The organism is Rhizobium sp. R339 (assembly GCF_002211395.1).
Taxonomy (GTDB): Bacteria; Pseudomonadota; Alphaproteobacteria; order Rhizobiales; family Rhizobiaceae; genus Rhizobium.
Genome location: NZ_LOKV01000024.1, coordinates 15,475 through 38,655, shown reverse-complemented (window position 1 = coordinate 38,655; position 23,181 = coordinate 15,475). Strand labels below are relative to the sequence as shown.

At 61.7% G+C, this 23,181-nt stretch carries 22 protein-coding genes; 17 read left to right on the top strand and 5 right to left on the bottom strand.

Translation table 11 applies throughout. The features are described 5' to 3' along the window. Position 1 precedes the first annotated feature (1 nt). The gene (locus ATY76_RS22945) at positions 2 to 637 is read right to left on the bottom strand and encodes a LysE family translocator (protein ID WP_088677021.1); all 636 of its coding nucleotides are present in this window, start codon (positions 635 to 637) and stop codon (positions 2 to 4) included. A 164-nt stretch (positions 638 to 801) separates the two neighbouring features. On the opposite strand from ATY76_RS22945, the gene radA reads away from it, so the two are divergent. The 13 genes from radA to rarD all read left to right on the top strand — a co-directional run bounded on the left by radA (position 802) and on the right by rarD (position 13,402). Further along, positions 802 to 2,202, top strand: coding sequence for a DNA repair protein RadA (gene radA / locus ATY76_RS22940; protein ID WP_088677020.1), 1,401 nt, complete (start codon positions 802 to 804; stop codon positions 2,200 to 2,202). A gap of 90 nt (positions 2,203 to 2,292) precedes the next feature. Beyond that, positions 2,293 to 2,919 carry a CvpA family protein gene (locus tag ATY76_RS22935; RefSeq protein ID WP_088677019.1) on the top strand — a complete coding sequence of 209 codons (627 nt, stop codon included), beginning with the start codon at positions 2,293 to 2,295 and terminating at the stop codon, positions 2,917 to 2,919. A 232-nt stretch (positions 2,920 to 3,151) separates the two neighbouring features. After that, the gene (purF, locus tag ATY76_RS22930; protein ID WP_088677018.1) at positions 3,152 to 4,642 is read left to right on the top strand and encodes an amidophosphoribosyltransferase; all 1,491 of its coding nucleotides are present in this window, start codon (positions 3,152 to 3,154) and stop codon (positions 4,640 to 4,642) included. A gap of 79 nt (positions 4,643 to 4,721) precedes the next feature. Then, positions 4,722 to 5,462 (top strand): SDR family NAD(P)-dependent oxidoreductase, encoded by a 741-nt coding sequence (locus tag ATY76_RS22925; protein ID WP_088677017.1) that lies wholly within the window; start codon positions 4,722 to 4,724, stop codon positions 5,460 to 5,462. Positions 5,463 to 5,466: 4 nt separating this feature from the next. Beyond that, positions 5,467 to 5,886 carry a hypothetical protein gene (locus ATY76_RS22920; protein WP_088677016.1) on the top strand — a complete coding sequence of 140 codons (420 nt, stop codon included), beginning with the start codon at positions 5,467 to 5,469 and terminating at the stop codon, positions 5,884 to 5,886. 240 nt (positions 5,887 to 6,126) lie between these two features. Beyond that, positions 6,127 to 7,518, top strand: a complete 1,392-nt coding sequence (gene cysS, locus ATY76_RS22915; protein WP_088677015.1) for a cysteine--tRNA ligase — start codon at positions 6,127 to 6,129, stop codon at positions 7,516 to 7,518. 231 nt (positions 7,519 to 7,749) lie between these two features. Continuing rightward, the gene (locus ATY76_RS22905; RefSeq protein WP_081284230.1) at positions 7,750 to 8,118 is read left to right on the top strand and encodes a DUF559 domain-containing protein; all 369 of its coding nucleotides are present in this window, start codon (positions 7,750 to 7,752) and stop codon (positions 8,116 to 8,118) included. Next, complete coding sequence (locus ATY76_RS22900; RefSeq protein ID WP_088677014.1) at positions 8,115 to 8,591, top strand: GFA family protein; 477 nt, start codon at positions 8,115 to 8,117, stop codon at positions 8,589 to 8,591. The genes ATY76_RS22905 and ATY76_RS22900 overlap by 4 nt, the downstream gene beginning before the upstream one ends. Next, entirely contained in the window at positions 8,588 to 9,076 is a 489-nt protein-coding gene (locus tag ATY76_RS22895; protein WP_088677013.1) for a GFA family protein, read from the top strand. Before ATY76_RS22900 ends, ATY76_RS22895 begins: the two co-directional genes overlap by 4 nt. Continuing rightward, the gene (locus ATY76_RS22890; protein ID WP_088677012.1) at positions 9,073 to 9,549 is read left to right on the top strand and encodes a GFA family protein; all 477 of its coding nucleotides are present in this window, start codon (positions 9,073 to 9,075) and stop codon (positions 9,547 to 9,549) included. The genes ATY76_RS22895 and ATY76_RS22890 overlap by 4 nt, the downstream gene beginning before the upstream one ends. Then, a complete protein-coding gene (gene pip, locus ATY76_RS22885; protein ID WP_088677011.1) occupies positions 9,546 to 10,508 on the top strand; it encodes a prolyl aminopeptidase in 963 nt (320 codons plus the stop codon). Before ATY76_RS22890 ends, pip begins: the two co-directional genes overlap by 4 nt. Positions 10,509 to 10,689: 181 nt before the next feature. Then, positions 10,690 to 12,303, top strand: a complete 1,614-nt coding sequence (cimA, locus tag ATY76_RS22880) for a citramalate synthase (RefSeq protein ID WP_088677010.1) — start codon at positions 10,690 to 10,692, stop codon at positions 12,301 to 12,303. Between the two features lie 181 nt (positions 12,304 to 12,484). Next, positions 12,485 to 13,402 (top strand): EamA family transporter RarD, encoded by a 918-nt coding sequence (gene rarD, locus ATY76_RS22875; RefSeq protein ID WP_088677009.1) that lies wholly within the window; start codon positions 12,485 to 12,487, stop codon positions 13,400 to 13,402. Positions 13,403 to 13,435: 33 nt separating this feature from the next. Here the strand turns inward: rarD and ATY76_RS22870 are convergent, their stop codons facing one another. The 3 genes from ATY76_RS22870 to ATY76_RS22860 all read right to left on the bottom strand — a co-directional run bounded on the left by ATY76_RS22870 (position 13,436) and on the right by ATY76_RS22860 (position 16,356). Next, positions 13,436 to 14,368: a hypothetical protein gene (locus ATY76_RS22870; RefSeq protein ID WP_037115856.1), complete on the bottom strand. Its 933-nt coding sequence runs from the start codon at positions 14,366 to 14,368 to the stop codon at positions 13,436 to 13,438. A 94-nt stretch (positions 14,369 to 14,462) separates the two neighbouring features. Then, a complete protein-coding gene (locus tag ATY76_RS22865; RefSeq protein WP_088677008.1) occupies positions 14,463 to 15,470 on the bottom strand; it encodes an alpha/beta hydrolase in 1,008 nt (335 codons plus the stop codon). Then, entirely contained in the window at positions 15,463 to 16,356 is an 894-nt protein-coding gene (locus tag ATY76_RS22860; protein WP_088677007.1) for an MBL fold metallo-hydrolase, read from the bottom strand. The genes ATY76_RS22865 and ATY76_RS22860 overlap by 8 nt, the downstream gene beginning before the upstream one ends. A gap of 87 nt (positions 16,357 to 16,443) precedes the next feature. Here ATY76_RS22860 and ATY76_RS22855 point away from each other — a divergent pair, with 87 nt between their 5' ends. Continuing rightward, positions 16,444 to 17,379: a LysR family transcriptional regulator gene (locus ATY76_RS22855; RefSeq protein ID WP_004675117.1), complete on the top strand. Its 936-nt coding sequence runs from the start codon at positions 16,444 to 16,446 to the stop codon at positions 17,377 to 17,379. 43 nt (positions 17,380 to 17,422) lie between these two features. On the opposite strand, the gene ATY76_RS22850 is transcribed toward ATY76_RS22855, so the two are convergent. Next, a complete protein-coding gene (locus tag ATY76_RS22850; RefSeq protein ID WP_088677006.1) occupies positions 17,423 to 18,046 on the bottom strand; it encodes a TIGR00730 family Rossman fold protein in 624 nt (207 codons plus the stop codon). 155 nt (positions 18,047 to 18,201) lie between these two features. Between ATY76_RS22850 and ATY76_RS22845 the strand changes: the two genes are divergently transcribed. The 3 genes from ATY76_RS22845 to ATY76_RS22835 all read left to right on the top strand — a co-directional run bounded on the left by ATY76_RS22845 (position 18,202) and on the right by ATY76_RS22835 (position 23,165). After that, positions 18,202 to 20,238 (top strand): LysM peptidoglycan-binding domain-containing protein, encoded by a 2,037-nt coding sequence (locus ATY76_RS22845; protein ID WP_088677005.1) that lies wholly within the window; start codon positions 18,202 to 18,204, stop codon positions 20,236 to 20,238. 213 nt (positions 20,239 to 20,451) lie between these two features. Next, on the top strand, positions 20,452 to 22,329 hold the full coding sequence (locus tag ATY76_RS22840; RefSeq protein ID WP_088677004.1) for an ABC transporter ATP-binding protein/permease: 1,878 nt from the start codon (positions 20,452 to 20,454) through the stop codon (positions 22,327 to 22,329). Between the two features lie 137 nt (positions 22,330 to 22,466). Further along, positions 22,467 to 23,165 (top strand): phosphatidylserine decarboxylase, encoded by a 699-nt coding sequence (locus tag ATY76_RS22835; RefSeq protein WP_088677003.1) that lies wholly within the window; start codon positions 22,467 to 22,469, stop codon positions 23,163 to 23,165. The last annotated feature ends 16 nt before the right edge of the window (positions 23,166 to 23,181 follow it).

Here is a 23,181-nt window from a genome sequence, read left to right as displayed (position 1 = left end):
GTCAGCGGCTGCTGAGCGCGAGACGGACGCCGAGCGCCACGAAAAGCGCACAGAGACCGCGATCGAGCCACCGTCCGATTTTTTCGTTGTGCCTCAAAACATCTGCAAGGCGCCCGCCGAGAAGGACGAGCGGCGGCTCGATGAAGGCCGCGACGGCGATGATGAGCCCTCCATGCAGCATGAGCTGAGCCCAGGTGGGCCCTGCCCCTTCGACGACGAATTGCGGCAGGAACGCCAAGAAGAATATCGCCACTTTCGGATTGAGCAGCGACACCAGGATTCCCTGCCGATAGATCCTTGCCGCCGGCAGTTTTTCATCCGCTGCCTTCATCAGGCCGCTGCCGCCACCGGCGCGCAAAGCCTGGATGCCTAACCAGACGAGATAGGCAGCGCCGATCCATTTGACCGTGGAGAAAGCGAAAGCCGAGGCGGCGAGAACGGCGGACAGGCCGAGCGCCGCCATCAGAACATGCAGGCAGGCACCCGACCAGACGCCCAACAGCGCGGAGAAGCCGGCGCGTTTCCCGCCGCGCATCGTGTGGCCGAGGATGAAGGCGATGTCGGGGCCTGGCGAGAGGTTGAGCAAAACCGCCGCCGACAGAAATGCAAGCCAATGAGTCAGCGAATAATCGAACATCTTCCGCCATCCTGGATAAGCAGAGCGGGAAACATAGGCACGGCGACCACTGATGGGGAAATCATTAGTTTTGATCCGTCGCGATAGCCATTATCTCAAGCACGACAATGATTCGATGAAGCACGCGACGCTTCATCTTGATAACTCGACTGAAAGAGCGATTGATGGCGAAGGCCAGGACACAGTTCATCTGCCAGAATTGCGGCGCGGTCCATAACCGCTGGGCCGGCAAATGCGATGGTTGCGGCGAGTGGAACACGATCGTCGAAGAGGATCCGATGGGCGGGATCGGCTCCGGCCCCGGCAAGACGCCGAAGAAGGGCCGCCCTGTCACGCTGACGGCACTCTCCGGCGAGATCGAGGAGGCCCCGCGCATCCATACCGCCATGTCGGAGCTCGATCGGGCACTCGGCGGCGGCTTCGTGCGCGGTTCGGCAGTGCTGATCGGCGGCGATCCGGGCATCGGGAAGTCGACGCTGCTGATGCAGGCGGCTGCCGCGCTTGCACGGCGCGGCCACAAGATCATCTACGTCTCCGGCGAAGAAGCGGTGGCGCAGGTCCGCCTCAGGGCGCAGCGTCTTGCCGCGGCCGATACCGACGTCATGCTGGCGGCGGAAACCAATGTCGAGGATATTCTGGCGACGCTTGCCGAAGGCAAGCGGCCGGATCTCGTCATCATCGATTCCATCCAGACGCTGTGGAGCGAACTGGCCGAATCCGCGCCGGGAACGGTGACGCAGGTGCGCACCGGCGTGCAGTCGATGATCCGCTTCGCCAAGCAGACGGGTGCAGCCATGGTGCTCGTCGGGCATGTGACCAAGGACGGGCAGATCGCCGGTCCGCGCGTGGTCGAGCACATGGTCGATGCCGTACTCTATTTCGAAGGCGATCGCGGCCATCACTACCGCATCCTGCGCACGGTCAAGAACCGCTTCGGTCCGACCGACGAGATCGGCGTCTTCGAAATGTCCGACAGAGGTTTGCGCGAAGTCGCCAACCCATCCGAACTCTTTCTCGGCGAGCGCAACGAAAAATCGCCGGGTGCGGCTGTCTTTGCCGGCATGGAGGGCACGCGTCCCGTGCTCGTCGAAGTGCAGGCGCTGGTGGCGCCGACCTCGCTCGGCACGCCGCGGCGCGCCGTCGTCGGCTGGGATTCGGCCCGGCTGTCGATGATTCTGGCCGTACTCGAAGCCCATTGCGGCGTCAGGCTCGGCCAGCACGACGTCTATCTCAACGTCGCCGGCGGTTACCGCATCTCCGAACCGGCCGCCGATCTCGCCGTCGCCTCGGCGCTGGTTTCCTCGCTTGCCGGTATTGCCCTTCCTGCCGATTGCGTCTATTTCGGCGAAGTCAGCCTGTCGGGCGCCATCCGGCCGGTTGCGCACACCGCCCAGCGCCTCAAGGAAGCCGAGAAGCTGGGTTTTTCCGCAGCACTGCTTCCGTCCGCCTCCGCCGAACTGCCGAAGAATTCGGGCGGGCGCTGGAGCGAGGTGGAAAGCCTGCCGGATCTGGTCGCGCGCATCGCCGGCTCGAAGGGGGCGCTGCGTGTGGAAGACGAGGTTTGATCCTTTCATTGCCAAGATTGGTGATGATATAGGAGGCACACGATAAGGCGCGACACGGCCGCCAAGCGGCAGTCCTGGAGTTGAATTTACATGCCCATTACGATTTTCGACGGTATTGTCATCGGCGTCGTGCTCTTCTCCGCCGTGCTGGCGATGGTCCGCGGCTTTTCGCGCGAGATCCTCTCGATCGCAAGCTGGGGCGGCTCTGCCGCCGCCGCCTACTACCTCTACCCCTATCTGTTGCCCTACGCGAAGAAATACACCGACGACGACCGCATCGCGATCGTCGGCTCGGCAGCAGTCGTCTTCCTCATCGCGCTCATCGTCATCTCCTTCATCACGATGAAGATCGCCGATTTCATCATCGACAGCCGCATCGGCGCGCTCGACCGCACGCTGGGCTTCCTGTTCGGCGCCGCGCGCGGCGTGCTCCTCCTGGTCGTCGCCGTCGCCTTCTGGAACTGGCTCGTCGATGTCGACCACCGCCCGGCCTGGGTCAATGAAGCCAAGTCGAAGCCGTTCCTGGATTCGATGGTCGTGAAGCTGAAGGCGGTTCTGCCGGAGCAATTTGCCCAGATGATACCGGAAAGCATCCGTGATAAGCTGCAGCCGCAGGCACAGGGTACCGAGGGCGCCAACCCGCCGGCCGGCGAGCAAGCCCCGGCGGAAGACGCACCGGCAGCGCCCACAGACGGCGCTCAGCAGCCGGCGAATTGACACAGTGTTCAGCAGCTTGACTCGCCTTTCGGCAATTGCCATTTGAGCGGGACGTGAAATAAGGGTCCGGCCGGGCATTCCAGCTCCGCCGGACCCAAGCCGTTTCAGAGCCGGAAAACGGGCTTTGAAAGCGGATGTCGTTCAAGATGAAGTTATCGGAAATCCGTGCGATGTCCGGTATCATGCTATTGGTAATGCCGATCCATTCTTGTGAGAGCAGAGGCCCGCAGAAATGAACCAGTCCCATTCCTTCCCGACCGACGATCCGCTCGACGGAGATACGCTGCATGAGGAATGCGGCGTTTTCGGAATTCTGGGACATCCTGACGCCGCGACGCTTACGGCTCTCGGCCTGCACGCGCTGCAGCATCGCGGACAGGAAGCGGCCGGCATCGTCTCCTTCGACGGCAAGCGCTTCTATCAGGAGCGCCATATGGGCCTCGTCGGCGACCACTATACCAATCCGATGACGCTCGCCCGCCTGCCGGGCGGCATGTCGATCGGCCATACGCGCTATTCCACAACCGGCGAAGTGGCGATGCGCAACGTGCAGCCGCTGTTTGCCGAACTGGAGGAAGGCGGCATCGCCATTGCCCATAACGGCAATTTCACCAACGGCCTGACGCTGCGCCGCCAGATCATCGCCACCGGCGCCATCTGTCAGTCGACTTCCGATACCGAAGTCGTCCTCCACCTCATCGCCCGCTCCCGCCATACGTCCACAGCCGACCGCTTCATCGACGCCATCCGCCAGATGGAAGGCGGCTATTCGATGCTCGCCATGACGCGCACCAAGCTGATCGCCGCGCGCGACCCGACCGGCATCCGCCCGCTTGTCATGGGTGAGTTGGACGGCAAGCCGATCTTCTGTTCGGAAACCTGCGCGCTCGACATCATCGGCGCCAAGTTCATCCGCGACGTGGAAAACGGCGAAGTCATCATCTGCGAAATCCAGCCCGACGGCTCGATCAGCATCGATGCCCGCAAGCCCAGCAAGCCGCAGCCGGAGCGCCTCTGCCTGTTCGAATATGTCTATTTCGCCCGGCCGGATTCGGTCGTCGGCGGCCGGAACGTCTATACGACGCGCAAGAACATGGGCATGAACCTCGCCAAGGAAGCGCCGGTCGAGGCCGACGTCGTCGTGCCGGTGCCGGATGGCGGCACGCCCGCAGCGCTCGGTTATGCGCAGGAAAGCGGCATCCCCTTCGAATACGGCATCATCCGCAACCATTATGTCGGTCGCACCTTCATCGAGCCGACGCAGCAGATCCGCGCCTTCGGCGTGAAGCTGAAGCATTCGGCCAACCGGGCGATGATCCAAGGCAAGCGCGTCGTGCTGGTCGATGATTCCATCGTGCGCGGTACGACGTCGCTGAAGATTGTACAGATGATCCGCGAGGCCGGCGCCCGCGAAGTCCATATCCGCGTCGCCAGCCCGATGATCTTCTTCCCCGACTTTTACGGCATCGATACGCCGGACGCCGATAAGCTGCTCGCCAACCAGTATGCCGATGTCGAAGCCATGGCCAAGTATATCGGCGCGGATTCGCTGGCCTTCCTGTCGATCAACGGCCTCTATCGCGCCGTCGGCGGCGAGGACCGCAACCCGGCCCGCCCGCAGTTCACCGATCACTATTTCACCGGCGACTATCCGACCCGCCTGCTGGACAAGAACGGCGAGTCGATGGGCAACAAGATTTCCATGCTTGCGAGCAACGGCTGAGCCGCTTCCGTTTTGACTTTCCCGTTGGAGGGGCCTATTGCGCCCCTCACCTTTCCAAGCACATCCGGAACCCGGGCAGATGAACATCAATCTTGAAGGCAGGATCGCGCTGGTGACAGGCGCATCGCGCGGCATCGGCTACTTCACGGCACTGGAACTCGCCAAGGCCGGCGCCCATGTGATCGCCTGCGCGCGCACGGTCGGCGGATTGGAAGATCTCGACGATGCGATCAAGGCCATCGGCGGCAGCGCGACACTCGTGCCGTTCGATCTTGCCGACATGAACGCGATCGATGCGCTCGGCGGCTCGATCTTCGAGCGCTGGGGCAAGCTCGACATCCTCGTCGCCAATGCCGGCGTGCTCGGCGTAATTTCACCGATCGGCCATATCGAGGCGAAGGTCTTCGAAAAGGTCATGACCATCAACGTCACCGCGACATGGCGGCTGATCCGCTCGGTCGATCCGCTGCTCGCCCGCTCGGATGCCGGCCGCGCCGTCATCCTGTCCTCGGGAGCAGCCCACAAATGCCGTCCCTTCTGGGGCGCCTACTCCGCTTCCAAGGCTGCCGTCGAGGCCTTAGCCCGCACCTGGGCCGGCGAAACGCAATCGACGCCGCTGCGCATCACCAGCGTCGATCCGGGCGCAACCCGCACGGCGATGCGCGCCCAGGCCGTGCCGGGCGAAGATCCGCAGACGCTGCCGCATCCCTCCGAGGTCGCCAGGGCGATCCTGCCGCTGCTCGGCCCCGGCGTGACCGAGACGGGCAAGCTGTTTATCGTCCGCGAGAACAAGCTGGTGGATTACCGGCTGCCCGGATAATCCAGTGATCGAGAAGGAAATTTGGACAACAGAGGACTTTGATGTGATGGGCTGGCACGACTGCCGCCTCTATTCAGTCTCGCTTCCAAATGAAAACTTCGAGTTCAAAATCGACATCGACTACATTTTCAAATGGGAAAGACGAGGCGATCTTTTCACAGGCTTTTGGGTGTCGGAATGCGACCTCACCTTTCACAATGTCTCCGATTTTAAGATCGCGATCGAACCCGAAAACACTATTCCGACAATCATATCGGATATCACACGGGAAAATATGCGCCCTACTCCCAACGGTGACTTTTTCGTCTGGGATTACGAGATCAAGTTTGATAAAGGTGTGATCCGCTTTTCGGCAACAGGCTTCACTCAAAAATTGCGTTCTCAACCGGTATTCTCCGAGACGCAAGATCTCAACAACCGCTAACGACTTGACCGTGACGCAGGATCGAATTCGCTGTTTCGGATCGCTTTATTCTCCTTGACCAAATGCCATTCCCGCGCCATAAAACGCGGCATGAAAACGGTTATCTGCATTATCTGCGGAAAGATTATTCGCTAGCGCAAGCGCTGGCCTGGCCGTTTTCGTCTCCCAAATAGTCAAGATGCGAAACGCCCCGGCCCGCCGGTTGCGATATTTTCTGAACGTGCGTTTTGGGAGAGTGAAATGGGCGGCACGCCGGAACTGAAGCTGTACAATACGCTGACGCGGGAGAAATCGGCCTTCAAGCCGATCGATGCCGAGAATGTCCGCATGTATGTCTGCGGCCCGACCGTCTATGATTTCGCCCATATCGGCAATGCGCGGCCGGTCATCGTCTTCGACGTGCTGTTTCGGCTGCTGCGGCATGTCTACGGCGAAAATCATGTCACCTATGCCCGCAACATCACCGACGTCGACGACAAGATCAACGGGCGGGCGTTGAGAGATCATCCCGGCCTGCCGCTGAACGACGCGATCCGCGCGGTCACGGAAAAGACCGAGACCCAGTTTCACGCCGATGTCGCCGAGCTCGGCTGCCTGGAGCCGAACGTCGAGCCACGCGCCACCGACAATATCGAAGAAATGATCGAGATCATCGGGAAGCTGATCTCCAACGGTCATGCCTATGTCGCATCTGGCGAAGTGCTGTTCGACACCAGGTCCATGGCCGATTACGGCCAGCTTTCGAAGCGCCCGCTCGACGAGCAGCAGGCCGGCGCCCGCGTCGCCGTCGATGCGCATAAGAAGAACCCCGGCGATTTCGTGCTCTGGAAACTGTCGAGCCATAACGAACCCGGCTGGGAGAGCCCCTGGGGCCGCGGCCGGCCCGGCTGGCATATCGAGTGCTCCGCAATGAGCCGGCGCTATCTCGGCGATATCTTCGACATTCACGGCGGCGGGCTGGACCTGATCTTCCCGCATCATGAAAACGAGATCGCCCAGTCGCGCTGCGCCCACGGCACCGAGGTGATGGCGAATGTCTGGATGCATAACGGCTTCGTGCAGGTCGAAGGCCGCAAGATGTCGAAGTCCGAAGGTAATTTCGTCACCATCCACGATCTGCTGCACACGCAGATTTTCGGCGGCCGCAAATGGCCGGGCGAAGTGCTGCGCCTCGCGATGCTGATGACCCATTACCGCGAGCCGATCGATTTCTCGATCAAGCGCCTGGAAGAAGCCGAACGTCTGCTCGCCAAATGGCCGGCGACGGAGCCCGGCGATGCCGAACCTGACGAGAGCGTGCTGAATGCGCTCGCCGACGACCTCAACACGGTGGCGGCGGTGCAGGCCTTGCATGCGCTGGCGCAGGCCGCCTATACGGATCCCGCCGCAGGCGCCCGTTTTGCCGCAACGGCTGCCCTCCTCGGCCTGTTGCCGAAGAAAGCCGAAATCGACGAAGCCGTCGCAGCGGCGGTCGATGCGCTTGTTGCCATGCGCCTGGAAATGCTGAAGGCGAAGAATTTCGCCGAAGCCGACAAGATCCGCGACGAACTGACGGCCAAGGGCATCCAGCTGAAGGACGGCAAGGATCCGGCGACGGGCGAGCGGGTGACGACGTGGGAGATGAAGCGGTAGATGGGTTGGGCGGCAAGAGATACCCCCCTCTGCCCTGCCGGGCATCTCCCCCACAAGGAGGGAGATCGGCTGGGGGCGCCCGCTCGCCAGGGCATCAGCCCGGCACTAGGCGGCTTCCGCCATCTGAGGCATTTAAACGAGTCGAGAGGCCGCTGCTATCCGATCTCCCCCCTTGTGGGGGAGATGCCCGGCAGGGCAGAGGGGGGTATAGCCCAGCGCGAGAGACCGGACATGTCGCACACACCAGTTCCGTCGCAACGACGGGCAAATGCCCGGCGCATGCGCAAGGCTATGACCGATGCTGAACTGAAGCTCTGGAACGAAGTTCGCGCCCATCGCCTGATGGGCCTTAGTTTTCGCAGGCAGATGCCGATCGCAGGTTATATCGTCGATTTCGCCTGCCCCACTCACCGCCTGATCGTCGAAATAGACGGTTCGCAGCACGGTCATAGCGCGAACGCTTCTTACGACGACAACAGGACCCAGCGCCTTCAAGCAGACGGCTGGATTGTTCTTCGTTTCTGGAATGACGATATCCTCCAGGATATCGACAACGTGTGCAGCCACATCATCCGTACCATCGGGAAGGACCTGCCATGACCACCTATACCGGCGGATGCCAGTGCGGTGCGGTGCGTTTTCGCGTCAGCGGCGAACTGAAGGACTCCTCGATCTGTCATTGCCGCATGTGCCAGAAGGCGTTCGGAGCCTATTATGCGCCGCTGGTTTCGGTGCGCGGCGCCGCGTTCGAATGGACGCGGGGAGCGCGCAAGAAATTCCGCTCCTCCAATTTCGTCGAGCGCGGCTTCTGCGGCGATTGCGGCACGCCGCTGACCTATGAGGCGCCCGATGGAATGGCGGTTGCCGCCGGCGCGTTCGACGATCCCTCGCTACTGCCGCCGACCATCCAGTGGGGCGTGGAAGGCAAGATTGCCTTCGTCGATCATCTGCATGAACTGCCCGGAGAAAGAACCGAGGCCGATTTAACGGCAGGCTCCTTCCTGCATGAACTCGTTTCCTATCAACATCCCGACCATGATACGTCGGTCTGGCCGCCGGAGGATCGCGCTTGAGCGAAGTCACGACCTATACCGGCGGATGCCAGTGCGGCGCGGTGCGTTACCGCGCGCACGGCGAACTCGGCTATCCCCATGTCTGCCATTGCCGCATGTGCCAGAAGGCGGCCGGCAACTATTTCCTGCCGCTCGCCGCAGCAAAGCATCAGGATTTCGACTTGACCCGCGGCGAGCCGAAATGGTTCCGCTCTTCCGATCTCGTGCGGCGCGGCTTCTGCGGAGATTGCGGCACGCCGCTCTTCTACGATATTCCGGAAGCGGACTTCATCAACATCGCGCTCGGCTCACTCGATGATCCCGATGCGGTTCGGCCCGTGATGCAATCCAACACCGGCCGCAGGATGTCCTGGTTTCACGCCCTCGACCGGCTGCCTGTGGAAGCCGAGCCTGAAACGCCCGACCGCGAGAACGCGATCGCGGCAAGCAACCATCAGCACCCGGACCACGATACGATAAGCTGGCCGTTCGGAGAAACCCCATGACGGATAAGATCAGAACAGGTGGATGCCAGTGCGGCGCCGTGCGCTTCCGCATATCAGGCAAGCTGGGGCGCCCCTCGATCTGCCATTGCCGCATGTGCCAGAAGCAGTTCGGCGGCTTCTTCTCCGCGCTCGTCACCGCGCCGGAGGAAGGAATGGAATGGACGCGCGGCGAGCCGAGCTACTTCCAGTCCTCGGTCAATATCGACCGCGGCTTCTGCAGCCATTGCGGTACGCCGATGACCTATCGCCATCCCGGCGGCCTCGAGCTTGCGATCGGCACTTTCGACGACCGCAGCGATCTCGCTCCGCAGATCCAGGTCAATTATGATGCCCGCCTGCCCTGGGTCGTAGAGATCTTCGACGCGCCGGTGCTGAAGGATCAGGATTTTTACGCGCGGCAGGAAGCGATCATCTCCTTCCAACACCCCGATCACGATACTGAAGTCTGGCCCGCGAAAGGCGTGAAGATATGACCGAGATACTGCGCAGCCTCTATCCCGAAATCGAAGCCTATGCCTCCGGCCACCTCGATGTCGGCGATGGTCATGTGATCTATTGGGAGCGTTCGGGAACCCCGGGCGCCAAGCCCGCCGTCTTCCTGCATGGCGGCCCGGGCGGCGGCTTCTCGCCGGCCCATCGCCGGCTTTTCGATCCCGCCCTCTATGACGTCATGCTTTTCGATCAGCGCGGCTGCGGCAGGTCCACGCCGCATGCCGAACTCAACGCCAATACGACCTGGCACCTCGTTGCCGATATCGAGCGGCTACGCGAGATGGTCGGCGTCGAGAAATGGCAAGTGTTCGGCGGCTCCTGGGGTTCGACACTGGCGCTTGCCTATGCCGAAAAACATCCGGAACGGGTCTCCGAGCTCATCCTGCGCGGCATCTATACGCTGACCAAGGCCGAGCTCGACTGGTACTATCAGTTCGGCGTCTCGGAAATGTTCCCCGAGAAGTGGGAACGCTTCATCGCTCCGATCCCGGTGGAAGAACGCCACGAGATGATGCATGCCTATCATCGCCGCCTGACGCATGAGGACAGGAATGTGCGCCTTGAAGCCGCGCAGGCCTGGAGCATCTGGGAAGGCGAAACGATCACGCTTCTGCCGGAGCCTTCGACGAGCGGCAAATTCGAGGAGCCGGACTTCGCCTATGCATTCGCCCGCATCGAGAACCATTTCTTCGTCAATGCCGGCTGGATGGATGAAGGGCAGTTGATCCGCGACGCCGGCAAGCTGAAAGATATTCCCGGCGTCATCGTGCACGGCCGCTACGACATGCCCTGCCCGGCCAAATATGCCTGGCTGCTGCACAAGGCCTGGCCGAAGGCGGAGTTCCACCTGATCGAGGGTGCGGGGCACGCTTATTCGGAGCCGGGCATTCTCGACCAGCTGATCCGGGCGACGGATAAGTTCGCAGGGAAGTTGGATTAACTGTCCTGAACAGGGCAGCCCCTCACCCTAGCCCTCTCCCCGCGCGCGGGGAGAGGGGACGTGCCCTGCGAAACGGTGCGGCATGTCCCTTCTCCCCGTCAGAACGGGGAGAAGGTGGCGGCAGCCGGATGAGGGGCAGCATCCGCATTCCACCAACACCCGCCTGCCGGGAGGAAACGACATGAAAGAACGCATCTACCTCTTCGATACGACGCTTCGGGACGGGCAGCAGACGCCCGGCATCGATTTTTCCGTCGAGGACAAGATTGCGATCGCCGCCATGCTGGATGAGTTCGGCCTGGACTACGTCGAGGGCGGGTATCCCGGCGCCAATCCCACGGATACCGCCTTCTTCAGCGAGAAGCGCACCAGCCAAGCCCGCTTCGTCGCCTTCGGCATGACGAAGCGGGCGGGTGTTTCGGTCTCCAACGATCCGGGCCTTGCCGGGCTGCTGCAGTCGAAATCCGACGCCATCTGTTTCGTCGCCAAGAGCTGGGATTATCATGTCGCGGTGGCGCTCGGCTGCACCAATGAAGAAAACCTCGAAAGCATCGCCGAAAGCGTCAAGGCGGCGGTCGGCGCCGGCAAAGAAGCGATCGTCGACTGCGAACATTTCTTCGACGGCTTCAAGGCCAATCCGGCCTATGCGCTTGACTGCGCCAAGACCGCCTATGAGAGCGGCGCCCGCTGGGTGGTGCTCTGCGACACCAATGGCGGCACGCAGCCGCCGGAGGTCCGCGCCATCGTCGAGGCGGTGATCGCTTCAGGCGTGCCCGGCCGCTGTCTCGGCATCCATGCCCATAACGACACCGGCCAGGCCGTCGCCAATTCATTGGCCGCGGTCGAAGCCGGCGTCCGACAGATCCAGGGCACCTTGAACGGCATCGGTGAGCGCTGCGGCAATGCCAATCTGGTGACGCTGATCCCGACCCTGGCGCTGAAGAGCGCCTACAACACACGTTTCGAAACGGCGATCGACGAGGAGCGGCTGCTGAATCTCACCCGGCTGTCGCACGCCTTCGACGAGCTTCTCAACCGCTCGCCGGATCACCAGATGCCTTATGTCGGCGCTTCCGCCTTCGCCACCAAGGCCGGCATCCATGCTTCGGCTCTGTTGAAAGATCCGCGCACATACGAACACGTGCCGCCAGAAAGCGTCGGCAATTTCCGAAAGGTGATGGTCTCCGATCAGGGCGGCAAGGCGAATTTCATCAACGCGCTGAAGCGGCGCGGCATCATCGTCGCCAAGGACGACCCGAAGCTCGACCTCCTGATCTCGATCGTCAAGGAACGAGAATCCATCGGCTATGCCTATGAGGGCGCCGATGCAAGCTTCGAGCTCCTGGCGCATCGCACGCTCGGCACCATCCCGGAATTCTTCACCATCGAAGGCTTCCGAGTGATGATCGAGCGCCGCTTCGACAGTCTCGGCCGCGTGAAAATCGTCTCGGAAGCGGTGGTCAAGATCACCATCGATGGACAGACGCTGATGTCGGTTGCCGATGCCGAAGGCCCGGTCAACGCGCTCGACTTGGCGCTGCGCAAGGATTTCGGCAAGTATCAACACGAGATCGACGATCTGGTGCTCGCCGATTTCAAGGTGCGTATCCTCAATGGCGGCACGGAGGCGATTACCCGCGTGCTGATCGAATCCACCGACAGCGACGGCGTGCGCTGGTGGACGGTCGGCGTCTCGGAAAATATCATCGACGCCTCCTTCCAGGCACTGATGGATTCGGTCATCTACAAGCTGATGAAGAACCGGCAGCTGGCCGGCAAGATAGCGGCGGAATAAGATTTTCCGCCGGTTCGGCGAGAATATCCGGATCTGCACCCGGAAATCGCAAGCCGCGTTTGGTCCATCGTCGCGTCTTGCGCTTCAAATCCTCTCACCGTTCATTCAACGAAATGAATTGGCCTATTCACGGCGCTTAAGCTAGGCCGGATCAGAAGAAGAACAAAGATGGAAACACCCGATGTCCACCGACGCATCCGTTCCGCTGATCAAGAACGAAGATAGTCCACGCGGTTTTGCCTTCGCGCTGACGGCCTATCTGCTCTGGGGCTTCCTGCCGTTTTACATGAAGGCGGTAGCGCATATTCCGCCGTCCGAGGTGATCGCGCATCGCATCATCTGGTCGCTGCCGCTGGCAGGCATCGTGCTGATCCTGCTCGGGCGCACCGCCGATATCAGCGCAGCACTGCGCTCGCCGCGCATGCTGGCCATGGCGGCGTTGACGGCGTCGCTGATCACCGTCAACTGGGGCACCTATGTCTGGGCGATCGGCGCCGGCCATTCGCTCGATGCAGCACTTGGCTATTTCATCAATCCGCTGTTCAGCATCTTCCTCGGCGCGGTGCTCCTCAAGGAGAAGCTGCAGCCGCTGCAGATCGCGGCAATTGCGCTTGCGGGGCTCGCCGTCGCCATTCTCGCCTTCGATAGCGGCGGCATTCCATGGGTGGCGCTGACGCTGGCTGTCAGCTGGGGTTTTTATGCTTTGCTGCGCAAGACACTGCCACTCGGGCCGAACCAGGGGTTCTTCCTCGAGGTGCTGATCCTCAGCGGGCCGGCCCTACTCTATATACTCTATCTCGAATTCAGCAGCGGCCTGGGGCATTTTTACCGCACCGGTCTTGCCGACACAGCCCTGCTGCTCGGCTGCGGCGTCGTGACCGCCGTGCCGCTGATGATCTATGCGAACGGCGCCAAGCTCCTGAAGCTCTCGACGATCGGCATCATGCAATATATCGCGCCGACGATGATCTTCCTGATCGCCGTGTTCGCCTTTGAAGAGCCGCTCGGCACGGCGCGCATGATCGCCTTCCCGCTGATCTGGGCGGGGCTGTTCTTCTACAGCTGGTCGATGCTCAAAGGGAGCCGCGGAAGGATGTAGCCGTTGCGCTCGTCTCGACCCGACCGACTTGGCTCAAAGCCAGGACAGCAGAGCTGTGCGGACCAGGATTCCGGCCAGTGCGCTGAAGACTGCGACGCCTGCTACCGAGCGGAGCGCCGGCACCGAAGCGATAAGAATGGAGAGGCCAGGAAGGTCAAGAGGGTTTAGCAGAAATGCGGATCCGTGAATGATTTTCTCTGGCGTAAGACTCAGTTCCTTGTGGGCGTCGAGTAACAGCGTGACCGTTGCGCTCGATCCTGCCAGGCACTTTGTGAGGAAGAACAGCACATCCTGCTGCGAGGCGCCGAGCAGCTGAAGCAATGGCTGCGCAACGGACGTGAAAGCCGAAAGTGCGCCTGTATTTTGGGTCAGCCTTACCAGGGCAAGTGAGATCACGAGCACCGGCAGGATCGCAGCAATGACGCCAATGGCATCTGCGCCGCCGCGATTGATCGCGGCCAGCAGATCGCGCCTGACGACGTCGTGGTCATCCGCCCTGTCGCAGGAACAGATCTTTCCAGGCAAGGAACGGCGGCCGACGATCCAACCGGCGAGAGTGGACGCAGCGAGCGCCCCGCAAATGCCGTTCATTATGATCGAGCCGGGATCGACACCGAGGCTTGCGAGCGGAAAACTGGCATTCGCCGGCGCCGCCGCAAGCACCGCGGCAAAGGCCGCGGCCATAAATTTCTCCGACGTTCTTTTATGCGCCATCAGCGTCAGGGCAGCGACCGGGGCAGCCGAACTCACGAGGCTGAGCTGGATGATTGCCAAAACCCCAAAACCGTCCAGACCGAAAGGTCTGAACAGCGGGTTTACCTTGCCGGCGATTGATCGCAACGCGCTCACGCTCTCGAGGTAGCGCATCAGCGAAAATGTCACGATCATGAGAGGCAGAAAGGTGAATATCGCGATGTCGACGGCACTTCGCCCGGCATCCAGGATGGCGGTTATCAGAATTGTCATGGAAACGAATGGCTCGATGGCCGGGTGAACGCACGGCCGGCTTGATGGAGGAAGCAGGCTCCGGATTCGATGCCGGAGCCTGGTCGTTCAGACTCTATTCCGGTTTGAAAGCTTCATCGAAGAAGCGGACGACCTCGGCATAGGCCTGCATGCGGTGGCTCTCCATCAGGGCCAGATGTGTCGCCTCCCCGATTTCCACCCATCGCCTGTAGGAGGCGCCGGTCAGCTGCTCGAAATAGGCCCGCGCCAGATCAAGCGGAACGTCGATGTCCCATTCGCCGTGCAACAGCAGCACCGGCGCGCGAATCTCGCTCGGTTGATAATATGGGGTTCCAGCTCTCCAGTAGGTGCGGATGTCTTGGATCGGCCCGTTGGTGGCGCGAAGTTTGCCTTGCTCCCTATCGTCTTGCGACGTCTCCTCCGAGAGGGTCAATTCCGACCAGAGATCGAACCAACCCTCGGGCACAAGACGTTCACGCGCGTATTCAGGTGCGGTGCCCAGCCAACGCGCCAGGGCCGCTTTGACGGGAACAAGCCTGTAGGAGCCGAGGGAACCGCCCTGGTCGATGGGAATGGGAACGTCACTCAGCCATTGTGGCGCCAGCAGCGCGAGCTTGACGACCTTGTCGGCGTTGCGAGCAGCATATGCGCCGGCTACGGTACCGCCCCACGACATTGCGAACACGTTGACAGCCTTCAGGCCCCGAAGTCGAAGCACGAACTCGACAGCCGTTGCGAAGTCGGTGACGCCCGTGTCGGTGGAAACAAGGGGCGGGTTGAGATCGGGCTGCGCCTGCATTTCCGGTGGACGGGTCGATTTTCCGTAGCCCCGGACATCGACGGCAAAGACGTCGAACCCATGATGCGCGAGGAAGTCGATGAAGGACATTCCATTGAAGGGAACGTCGTAAAGACTTCCGGACGAGAAGGTCGCTCCATGCACCATCACGATTGTTTTCTCCGCAAGAAAGACTTTGTGGTCCTTCCTTCGCTTATTGCGCAGATAGAGCTTGATGCCCCCGGTTCCGCTGTCGACGTAATGCTCGTCGAATACGATCTGACTGGCGTCAAAAGCTGACGATGCGAGCTCGTTGTTAGACATAGGACCATCTGAATTTTTCGCCGTCGCGGGTGACATAACCAGCAGACGAACCGGGGAAATGCGTGGAGAAGTACATGGCGCGATTATCAGCTGCGAGTTCGAGGACGCGTTGTCTGGACTGGGCAGCCTGATCCAGGAATTCGCAGAAGACCGTGTTGAGGTCGGGCCGTTCCACCTGGATCGGATGGTGCATGACATCGCCGGCGAAGATTGCCGCTTCATTGTCCGCCTCCAGCATAACGGACATATGGCCGATGCTGTGCCCAGGCGTCGGCAAGAAGATGAATCGATCGAGGAAAGGACCGCCTGCGCTGTCGATGAAATCGGCAAGCCCCGCCTCGATCACCGGCCTTACACTGTCTTCATAGACGCCGAGGCTGGGAATGTTGACGTCGTTGTGACTCGCCGTCGACGCGTAATATTCCTGCTCGGCGCGTGGGAAGACGTAGCGGGCGTTTTTGAAAGTCGGGATCCATCGTCCGTGCTGAAGCACGGTATTCCAGCCGGAATGATCGACGTGGAGATGGGTATTGATGACGAAGTCGACATCTTCGGGCTCGACACCCGCTTGACGCAGCCTATCGAGAAACGGAATGGTCTGACGATGGAAGCCGGAATTGCGCGGTCTCTCCTTGTCGTTCCCCGAGCCCGTGTCGATGAGGATGACGTGGTCGGGCGTGATGACAAGCCAGCTATGAATGCTCACTACAAGGGCATCGCGGCCCTCTTCCATATCGACGGCGGAAAGCCGCGGCTCGACCGCCTTGATCTCCTCAGATCCGGCAGTCGGGTAGAGGAATGAGGGCGGAACGTCGTGAAGGTACTGCTCCTGCACCTTTCTCACTGTCACGCCGGCAATACGATATTCCTTTCCAAGATCGCTCATGGAATTCCTTTCGAGTTGAACTGGAACCGGGACAGCGCTGTCTGATGGCTATGGACAGTAAGAAGGATTCATGCAACGATCAAATCGATGAATGAAATTGTCTCCATTGATCATTTCAATTTGTGGTCTTTCGACCTCAATCTGCTGGTCGCGTTCGATGCGCTCATGAAGGAGCGGAGCGTGACGAAAGCTGCTGTTCGCCTGAAAATCCAGCAACCCGCTATGAGCCACAATCTCGGCACTCTCCGGACATTGCTGCAAGATGAGCTGTTTGTGCGTGTCGGCCAGGTCATGCAGCCGACTCATCGGGCGCTGCGTTTCGCCGAAGCCGTAGAGCAGATACTCAGCCGCACGCAGCAGGCGATCGTAACGCCGGCAGTCTTCGAGCCCGATCAGGCCGAGCAGATATTCCGCATCGGCTTTTCCAGCGAGCTTGAGGTGCTGCTCGTGCCGCGCCTCGCCGCTATGTTGAACGAGACAGCCCCCGGTATTAAAGTGCTTGCGCGAGCGGTCGACCCGGAGCTGGTCCACAAGCTTCTGGACGACAATGTCATCGACCTCGGCGTCGGTTGCTACGATGACGGCAACAACAGACACCGGCGGACCCTGCTGTTCGAGCAATCGCTAATGTGTTGCTACAATCCTGAGCTTCTCGATCTTCCCGAAACTTTGGACCGGGACAGCTATGTCGGGCTGAGGCATGCACTCGTTTCCCAGAAGGACGCCATCGAAGGCTGCATCGATGACGCGTTGAAGCGGATCAACGTGCGACTGGACGTGTCGGTAGCAGCGCCGGAATTCCTGACCGTGCTTACCGCCGTCCTGGAAGCGCCCCTGATCGCGACCCTGCCGACCAGGATCGTGAAGCGGTATGCCGGCCTTTTCGGCTTGGCGACCGCCGAGGTTCCCCTTGATTTAACGGTGAGCCCGATATCGATGGTCTGGTCGGCGGCAAGTGACAATGATCCCGCCAATCAATGGATGCGATCTCAGGTGACCCGGCTTGTTTCGGCCTACAGCTGAATATGCCGGCCACAAGGCTGGGCAATCCGGGGCTCTTGCCCACCTACATCTTCGAGATCACCTCGTCCTCGCCGTCGCGATCGGCGGCGAGCTGGGCCGCCTGGGCCATGATCGCCGGAATGATGCCGGAGACATCGTCGACGATCAGCGGCTGCACCCGGTGGGCCGTGTGCAGGAAGCCTTCCCCGGTCATGTGGCGCAGCAGTTCCATCATCGGATCCCAGAAGCCGTTGATATTGGCAAAGACCATCGGCTTCTCGTGACGCCCGAGCTGCGCCCAGGTCATGATCTCGACGATCTCTTCCAGCGTGCCGATGCCGCCCGGCAGCGCGACGAAGGCGTCCGAGCGCTCGAACATCGTATGTTTGCGCGCATGCATGTCAGGGGTTACAATGAGTTCGTTGAGCTGACCGAGCGAGTGGCGCGTCGCTTCCATATCGATCAGGAACTCCGGAATAATGCCGGTGACCTGACCGCCGCCTGAAAGCACGCCGCTTGCAACCGCGCCCATGATGCCTTTGGTGCCTCCGCCATAGACGAGGCGCAGGCCGTATTCGGCGATCTCTCTTCCGAGAGCACGCCCGGCCGCCATGTGTGAGGGATCGCGTCCCGGCCTGGAGCCGCAGTAAACGCAGATGGATCGAATCGATACAGATTGCTCGGTCATAGAGGCGAAACAACTATTCCATTTCAATGCAGTCAAGAAAATTGACTGAAAAGCAGCGTGCCTAGCTTGCCTAATTGCTTTGAATGCTTGTGAAAAGCAACGGGAATCGCTAGCAATTTTAGGTACTACGGCAAATTGCCGCCTTGGGAGACATAATGATGAAAAACCGTGCCGGCTTGCTGGCCCTTGCAGTGCTCGTAATCGCAATCTTACTGATGGTGTTTTTCGTCATGCCGCGCATCGGCGGCGATGCAACCAAGATCGGCGACACAATCAACCAGGCGAGCACGGACCTCAAGAACACGGTTAACGAGGCGGCAAAGACTTCCCGTTCCTCCGTGGCCGATTCGGCTGCCGTCGCCGAACAGGTGGGCCGCCTTTCCGCCGACGCCGGCACTTCGCTTAGCGAACTTAGGACACTGTTTGCCGACGGCAAGGGGCCGGCCGTCGATGTCTTCACCGCCGCCAAGACCAAGGCCGTCAACGCGCTGACCGCACTTGCCAATTTTGCGGCTCCCGACGGCGCCGATCCCGCGACGCAGACCGTGGCCGCCAAGGCCAAGGACGGCGGCGCGAAGGCGCTCGCCATCGTTCAGGCGCTTCCGGAGAATGCCGCCGATGCGCTTGCCGCCATCGCCAAGGCCGAGGCGGCGCTGACCGGTGCGCCCGAGCCTGCGGCCAATACGGCGGCGCAGAATACCGGCCCGAAGCTTCCGGCCTTCGACGTCCTGCGCGTCGAGCCCGACGGCTCGACCGTCATTGCTGGCTCGGCCGAACCGAACAGCAAGCTCGAGGTGCTCGACGGCGAAAAGGTGGTGACGACGGCCGATGTCGATGGGAGCGGCGATTTTGCCGCCGTCCTGGATAACCCGCTTACGGCGGGCGATCACCAGCTGGTGCTGAAGGCAACCGGCAAGGATGGCAAAAGCACGCTTTCCGAAGAGGTCGCGACCATTTCCGTGCCGAAGGACGGCAACGGCGCCAACCTGCTTGCCATGGTTTCCAAACCCGGTGCGGCGAGCCGCATCATCACCGCGCCGAAAGCTGGAACCGAGGTTGCCGATGCCTCCAATGCACCGGCTGCGGGCACTGCGGCTTCCTCTGAGGCGCCCGCTGCGACCCCCGCTCCAACAGGCGAGCTGGCGCTGCAGACGCCGGGCCTGCCCGACGCCTCCCCCGGCAGCGCCAATAGCGCGCCCGCCGCGCCAGGCGCGGCGGAACCCGACAAGGCGGCCGTGCCTGATGTGATGGTCAATGCCGTCGAGATCGAGGGCAACAAGATCTTCATCGCCGGCACGACGCGCGCCAATGCCAAGGTCCTCGGCTATGCCGACGACAGCCTCATCGGCCAGGATACGGCCGGCTCCGACGGCCATTTCGTCATTGACGGCGTGGCGGCACTCTCGGTCGGCGACCACAAGATCCGCGTCGATGTCGTCGATCCCGCCGGCAAGGTGATCGTGCGCGCCGCCGTGACTTTCAACCGCCCGGCGGGCGATCAGGTCAGGGTCGCAGCGCAATCGGCTCCGGTCGATGCGAACGGCGCCTCTTCGCTCGTCCCCCTCGACGAGGGCGAGCTCGGCAAGCGCAAGGCCGAGGCCGGCAAGGCCTTCGGCCTGCTGAAGGGCCTGTTTGCCGATGGCAAGCAGCCTGGCGCCGAGCAGCTTGCGGCCGCCCGCTCGGCAACGGAATTTGCCCTGCGCTCGGTGGTGGATTTCCGCCCCGAAGCGGACGCGCCCGACACGTTCAAGCGGGCATCCGGCGCCGCCTCGCAGACGGCCTCCACGGCGCTGACCCTGCTTCAGGGCCTGCCGAAGGATGCGAAATCGGTCGGGGCGTCTATCGACCGGCTCGGCGCGCTGATTGCAGAACTCAACGCTGCGTCCGCGCCGGCCGCACCGGCTGCACCCGCCTCCAACGATGCAGCGAGCAACGAGCCGAAGACGATCGAGCAGGCGCCGCTGACGGCAAACAATGCCGCGGTCATCATCCGCCGCGGCGATACGCTCTGGCAGATCTCGCGCCGCACCTATGGGCTGGGCGTGCGTTACACGACGATCTACATGGCCAACGAGGACAAGATCATCAATCCCGATCGCATCCGCCCCGGCCAGATCTTCGGCCTGCCGAAGGACGCCCTGCCGAACGCCGAAGAGCTGCACCGCAAACGCCTTTCCCGCGAGCACCTCTAAGGCCAGCAAAAACCATCTGGACGAGCCGGGCGGGTAACCGCCCGGCTTACCTTTTCCAGAACCCCGCCTCGTTGCATTCGTCCGGCCGGCACCCTATCTGGCGATGGCGGCTCCGGGTCACGGGAACGCTTTCAGATATGTCCCACGGTCCGGGCTTTGCCGGGCATCGAAGCGCCGCCATCGCGGCAAGTCCCATCCGGACTGGAGACAGGCATGGCAAACGGCAAAACAGTCTCGGAATCCCATCTCCTCAGGACGCTTCTCAACCTCTGGCCCTATATGTGGCCGGCCGGCCGGGCCGATCTGAAGATGCGCGTCGTCTGGGCTTCGGTCTACCTGCTGATCTCCAAGTTCGTCCTGCTGCTCGTCCCCTATTTCTTCAAATGGTCGACCGATGCGCTGAACGGCAGGATGGATCTCGCCGGCACCGTGCCGCCGCTGCTTGCCGGCGCCATCGCGCTTGTCATCGCCTATAACGTCACCCGGCTGATCCAGCTTGGCCTCAACCAGTTGCGCGACGCGCTGTTTGCCAGTGTCGGGCAGCATGCGGTGCGCCAACTTGCGTACAGAACCTTCGTGCACATGCACGAGCTGTCGCTGCGCTTTCATCTGGAGCGCAAGACCGGCGGGCTCTCGCGCATCATCGAGCGCGGCACCAAGGGCATCGAGACGATCGTGCGCTTCACGATCCTCAATTCGGTGCCAACAGTCATCGAATTCCTGCTGACGGCGGCGATCTTCTGGTGGGGCTACGGCTTCTCCTATCTCGCCGTCACCGCCTTTACGGTCTGGGCCTATATCTGGTTCACGATCCGCGCATCCGACTGGCGCATCGCCATCCGCCGGTCGATGAACGATAGCGATACCGACGCCAACACCAAGGCGATCGACTCCCTCCTCAATTTCGAGACCGTCAAATATTTCGGCAATGAGGAGATGGAGGCGAAACGCTTCGACAAGTCGATGGAGCGCTACGAGAAGGCGGCGACCGACGTCTGGACCTCGCTCGGCTGGTTGAACTTCGGCCAGGGCGTCATCTTCGGCATCGGCACCACGATCATGCTGGTGCTGTCGGCGCTGGCGGTGCAGCGCGGCGAGCAGACGGTCGGCGATTTCGTCTTCGTCAATTCGATGCTGCTGCAGCTTGCCGCACCGCTCAATTTCATCGGCTTCGTCTATCGCGAAATCCGCCAGGGGCTGACCGACATCGAGCAGATGTTCGAGCTTCTGGAAGTGGAAGCCGAGGTCGTCGACGCGCCCGATGCGGCCGAGCTTCGCATCGGTCAGGGCGCGATCTCCTTCAAGGACGTGCATTTCGCCTATGATCCGGCACGCCCCATCCTGAAAGGCATTTCCTTCGAGGTGCCGGCCGGCAAGACGGTCGCCGTCGTCGGCCCGTCGGGCGCCGGCAAATCGACGCTGTCGCGCCTGCTTTACCGTTTTTATGATATCCAGAGCGGCACGATCACCGTCGACGGCCAGGATATTCGCTCCGTGACGCAGAAGAGCTTGCGCTCGGTGATCGGCATGGTGCCGCAGGATACGGTGCTCTTCAACGACACGGTCGCCTACAATATCCGCTACGGCCGCACGTCAGCCAGCGACGGCGAAGTCTATGCGGCGGCCGAGGTGGCGCAGATCGCCCATTTCATCGAAATGCTGCCGGAGGGTTTCGAGACCAAGGTCGGCGAGCGCGGACTCAAACTTTCGGGCGGCGAGAAGCAGCGGGTGGCGATCGCCCGCACCATCCTGAAGGCGCCGCCGATCCTGATCCTCGACGAAGCGACCTCGGCGCTCGACACGACGACGGAACGCGAAATCCAGACGGCGCTCGATGTCGTTTCGAAAAATCGGACGACACTGGTCATCGCCCACCGGCTTTCGACCGTCATCGGCGCCGACGAGATCATCGTGCTCAAAAACGGCGAGATCGCCGAACGCGGAACGCATGCGGTCCTCCTCGAAAAGAACGGCCTCTATGCCTCGATGTGGAACCGCCAGCGCGAGGCGACGCAGGCCGAGGAACATCTGAAGCAGGTGCGCGAAAGCGACGACATGGGCGTCGTCACGCGGCTTGCCCCGGCAAACTAATCGGGAACCCGAATGCCGCCGCCGGCTTTTGTTGTTCAGAACCCTGGCATGCGAGCCGGGGTTGAGCCCGCAGCATTGCCGAGAAGGCGGTTTTTCGCTAACCAGCAAAAAACGACAACGCAAGGAGACCGGCAACCATGAGCCTGTTCGACACGGTTCGCAACACGATCGTCCCCGTGCATAAGGAGGGGTATCCCTTCGTCGCAGCCTTCTTCGTCGCCTCGCTGGTGCTCGGCTGGATCTTCAAGCCGCTCTTCTGGATCGGCATGATCTTCACGCTGTGGTGCGCTTATTTCTTCCGTGACCCCGAGCGCTTGACGCCCCAGGACGACGATCTGGTAATCTCTCCGGCCGACGGCAAGGTCTCGGCAATCCAAATGGTGACGCCGCCGGCCGAGCTGAACCTCGGCTCCGAGCCGATGCTGCGCATCTCGGTCTTCATGAACGTTTTCAATTGCCACGTGAACCGGGCGCCGATGCGCGGGCGGATCGTCAGCATCAACTACCGCTCCGGCAGCTTCGTCAACGCCGAACTCGACAAGGCGAGCGAGGACAATGAACGCAACGGACTGGTGATCGAAACGGCTCACGGCCAGATCGGCGTCGTTCAGATCGCCGGCCTCGTCGCCCGACGGATCCTCTGCTGGGCGAACCCCAACGAGCCGGTGGATGCCGGCGAGCGCTTCGGGCTGATCCGTTTCGGCTCGCGGCTCGACGTCTTCCTACCCGCAGGCGCTGCGCCGCGCGTGTCGCTCGGCCAGACCGCGATTGCGGGGGAAACCGTCATCGCCGAATTCGCCTCCGCCAAGGGCCCCATCATCAGCCGCCGCAGCTAGGAAGATTGGAACGCGA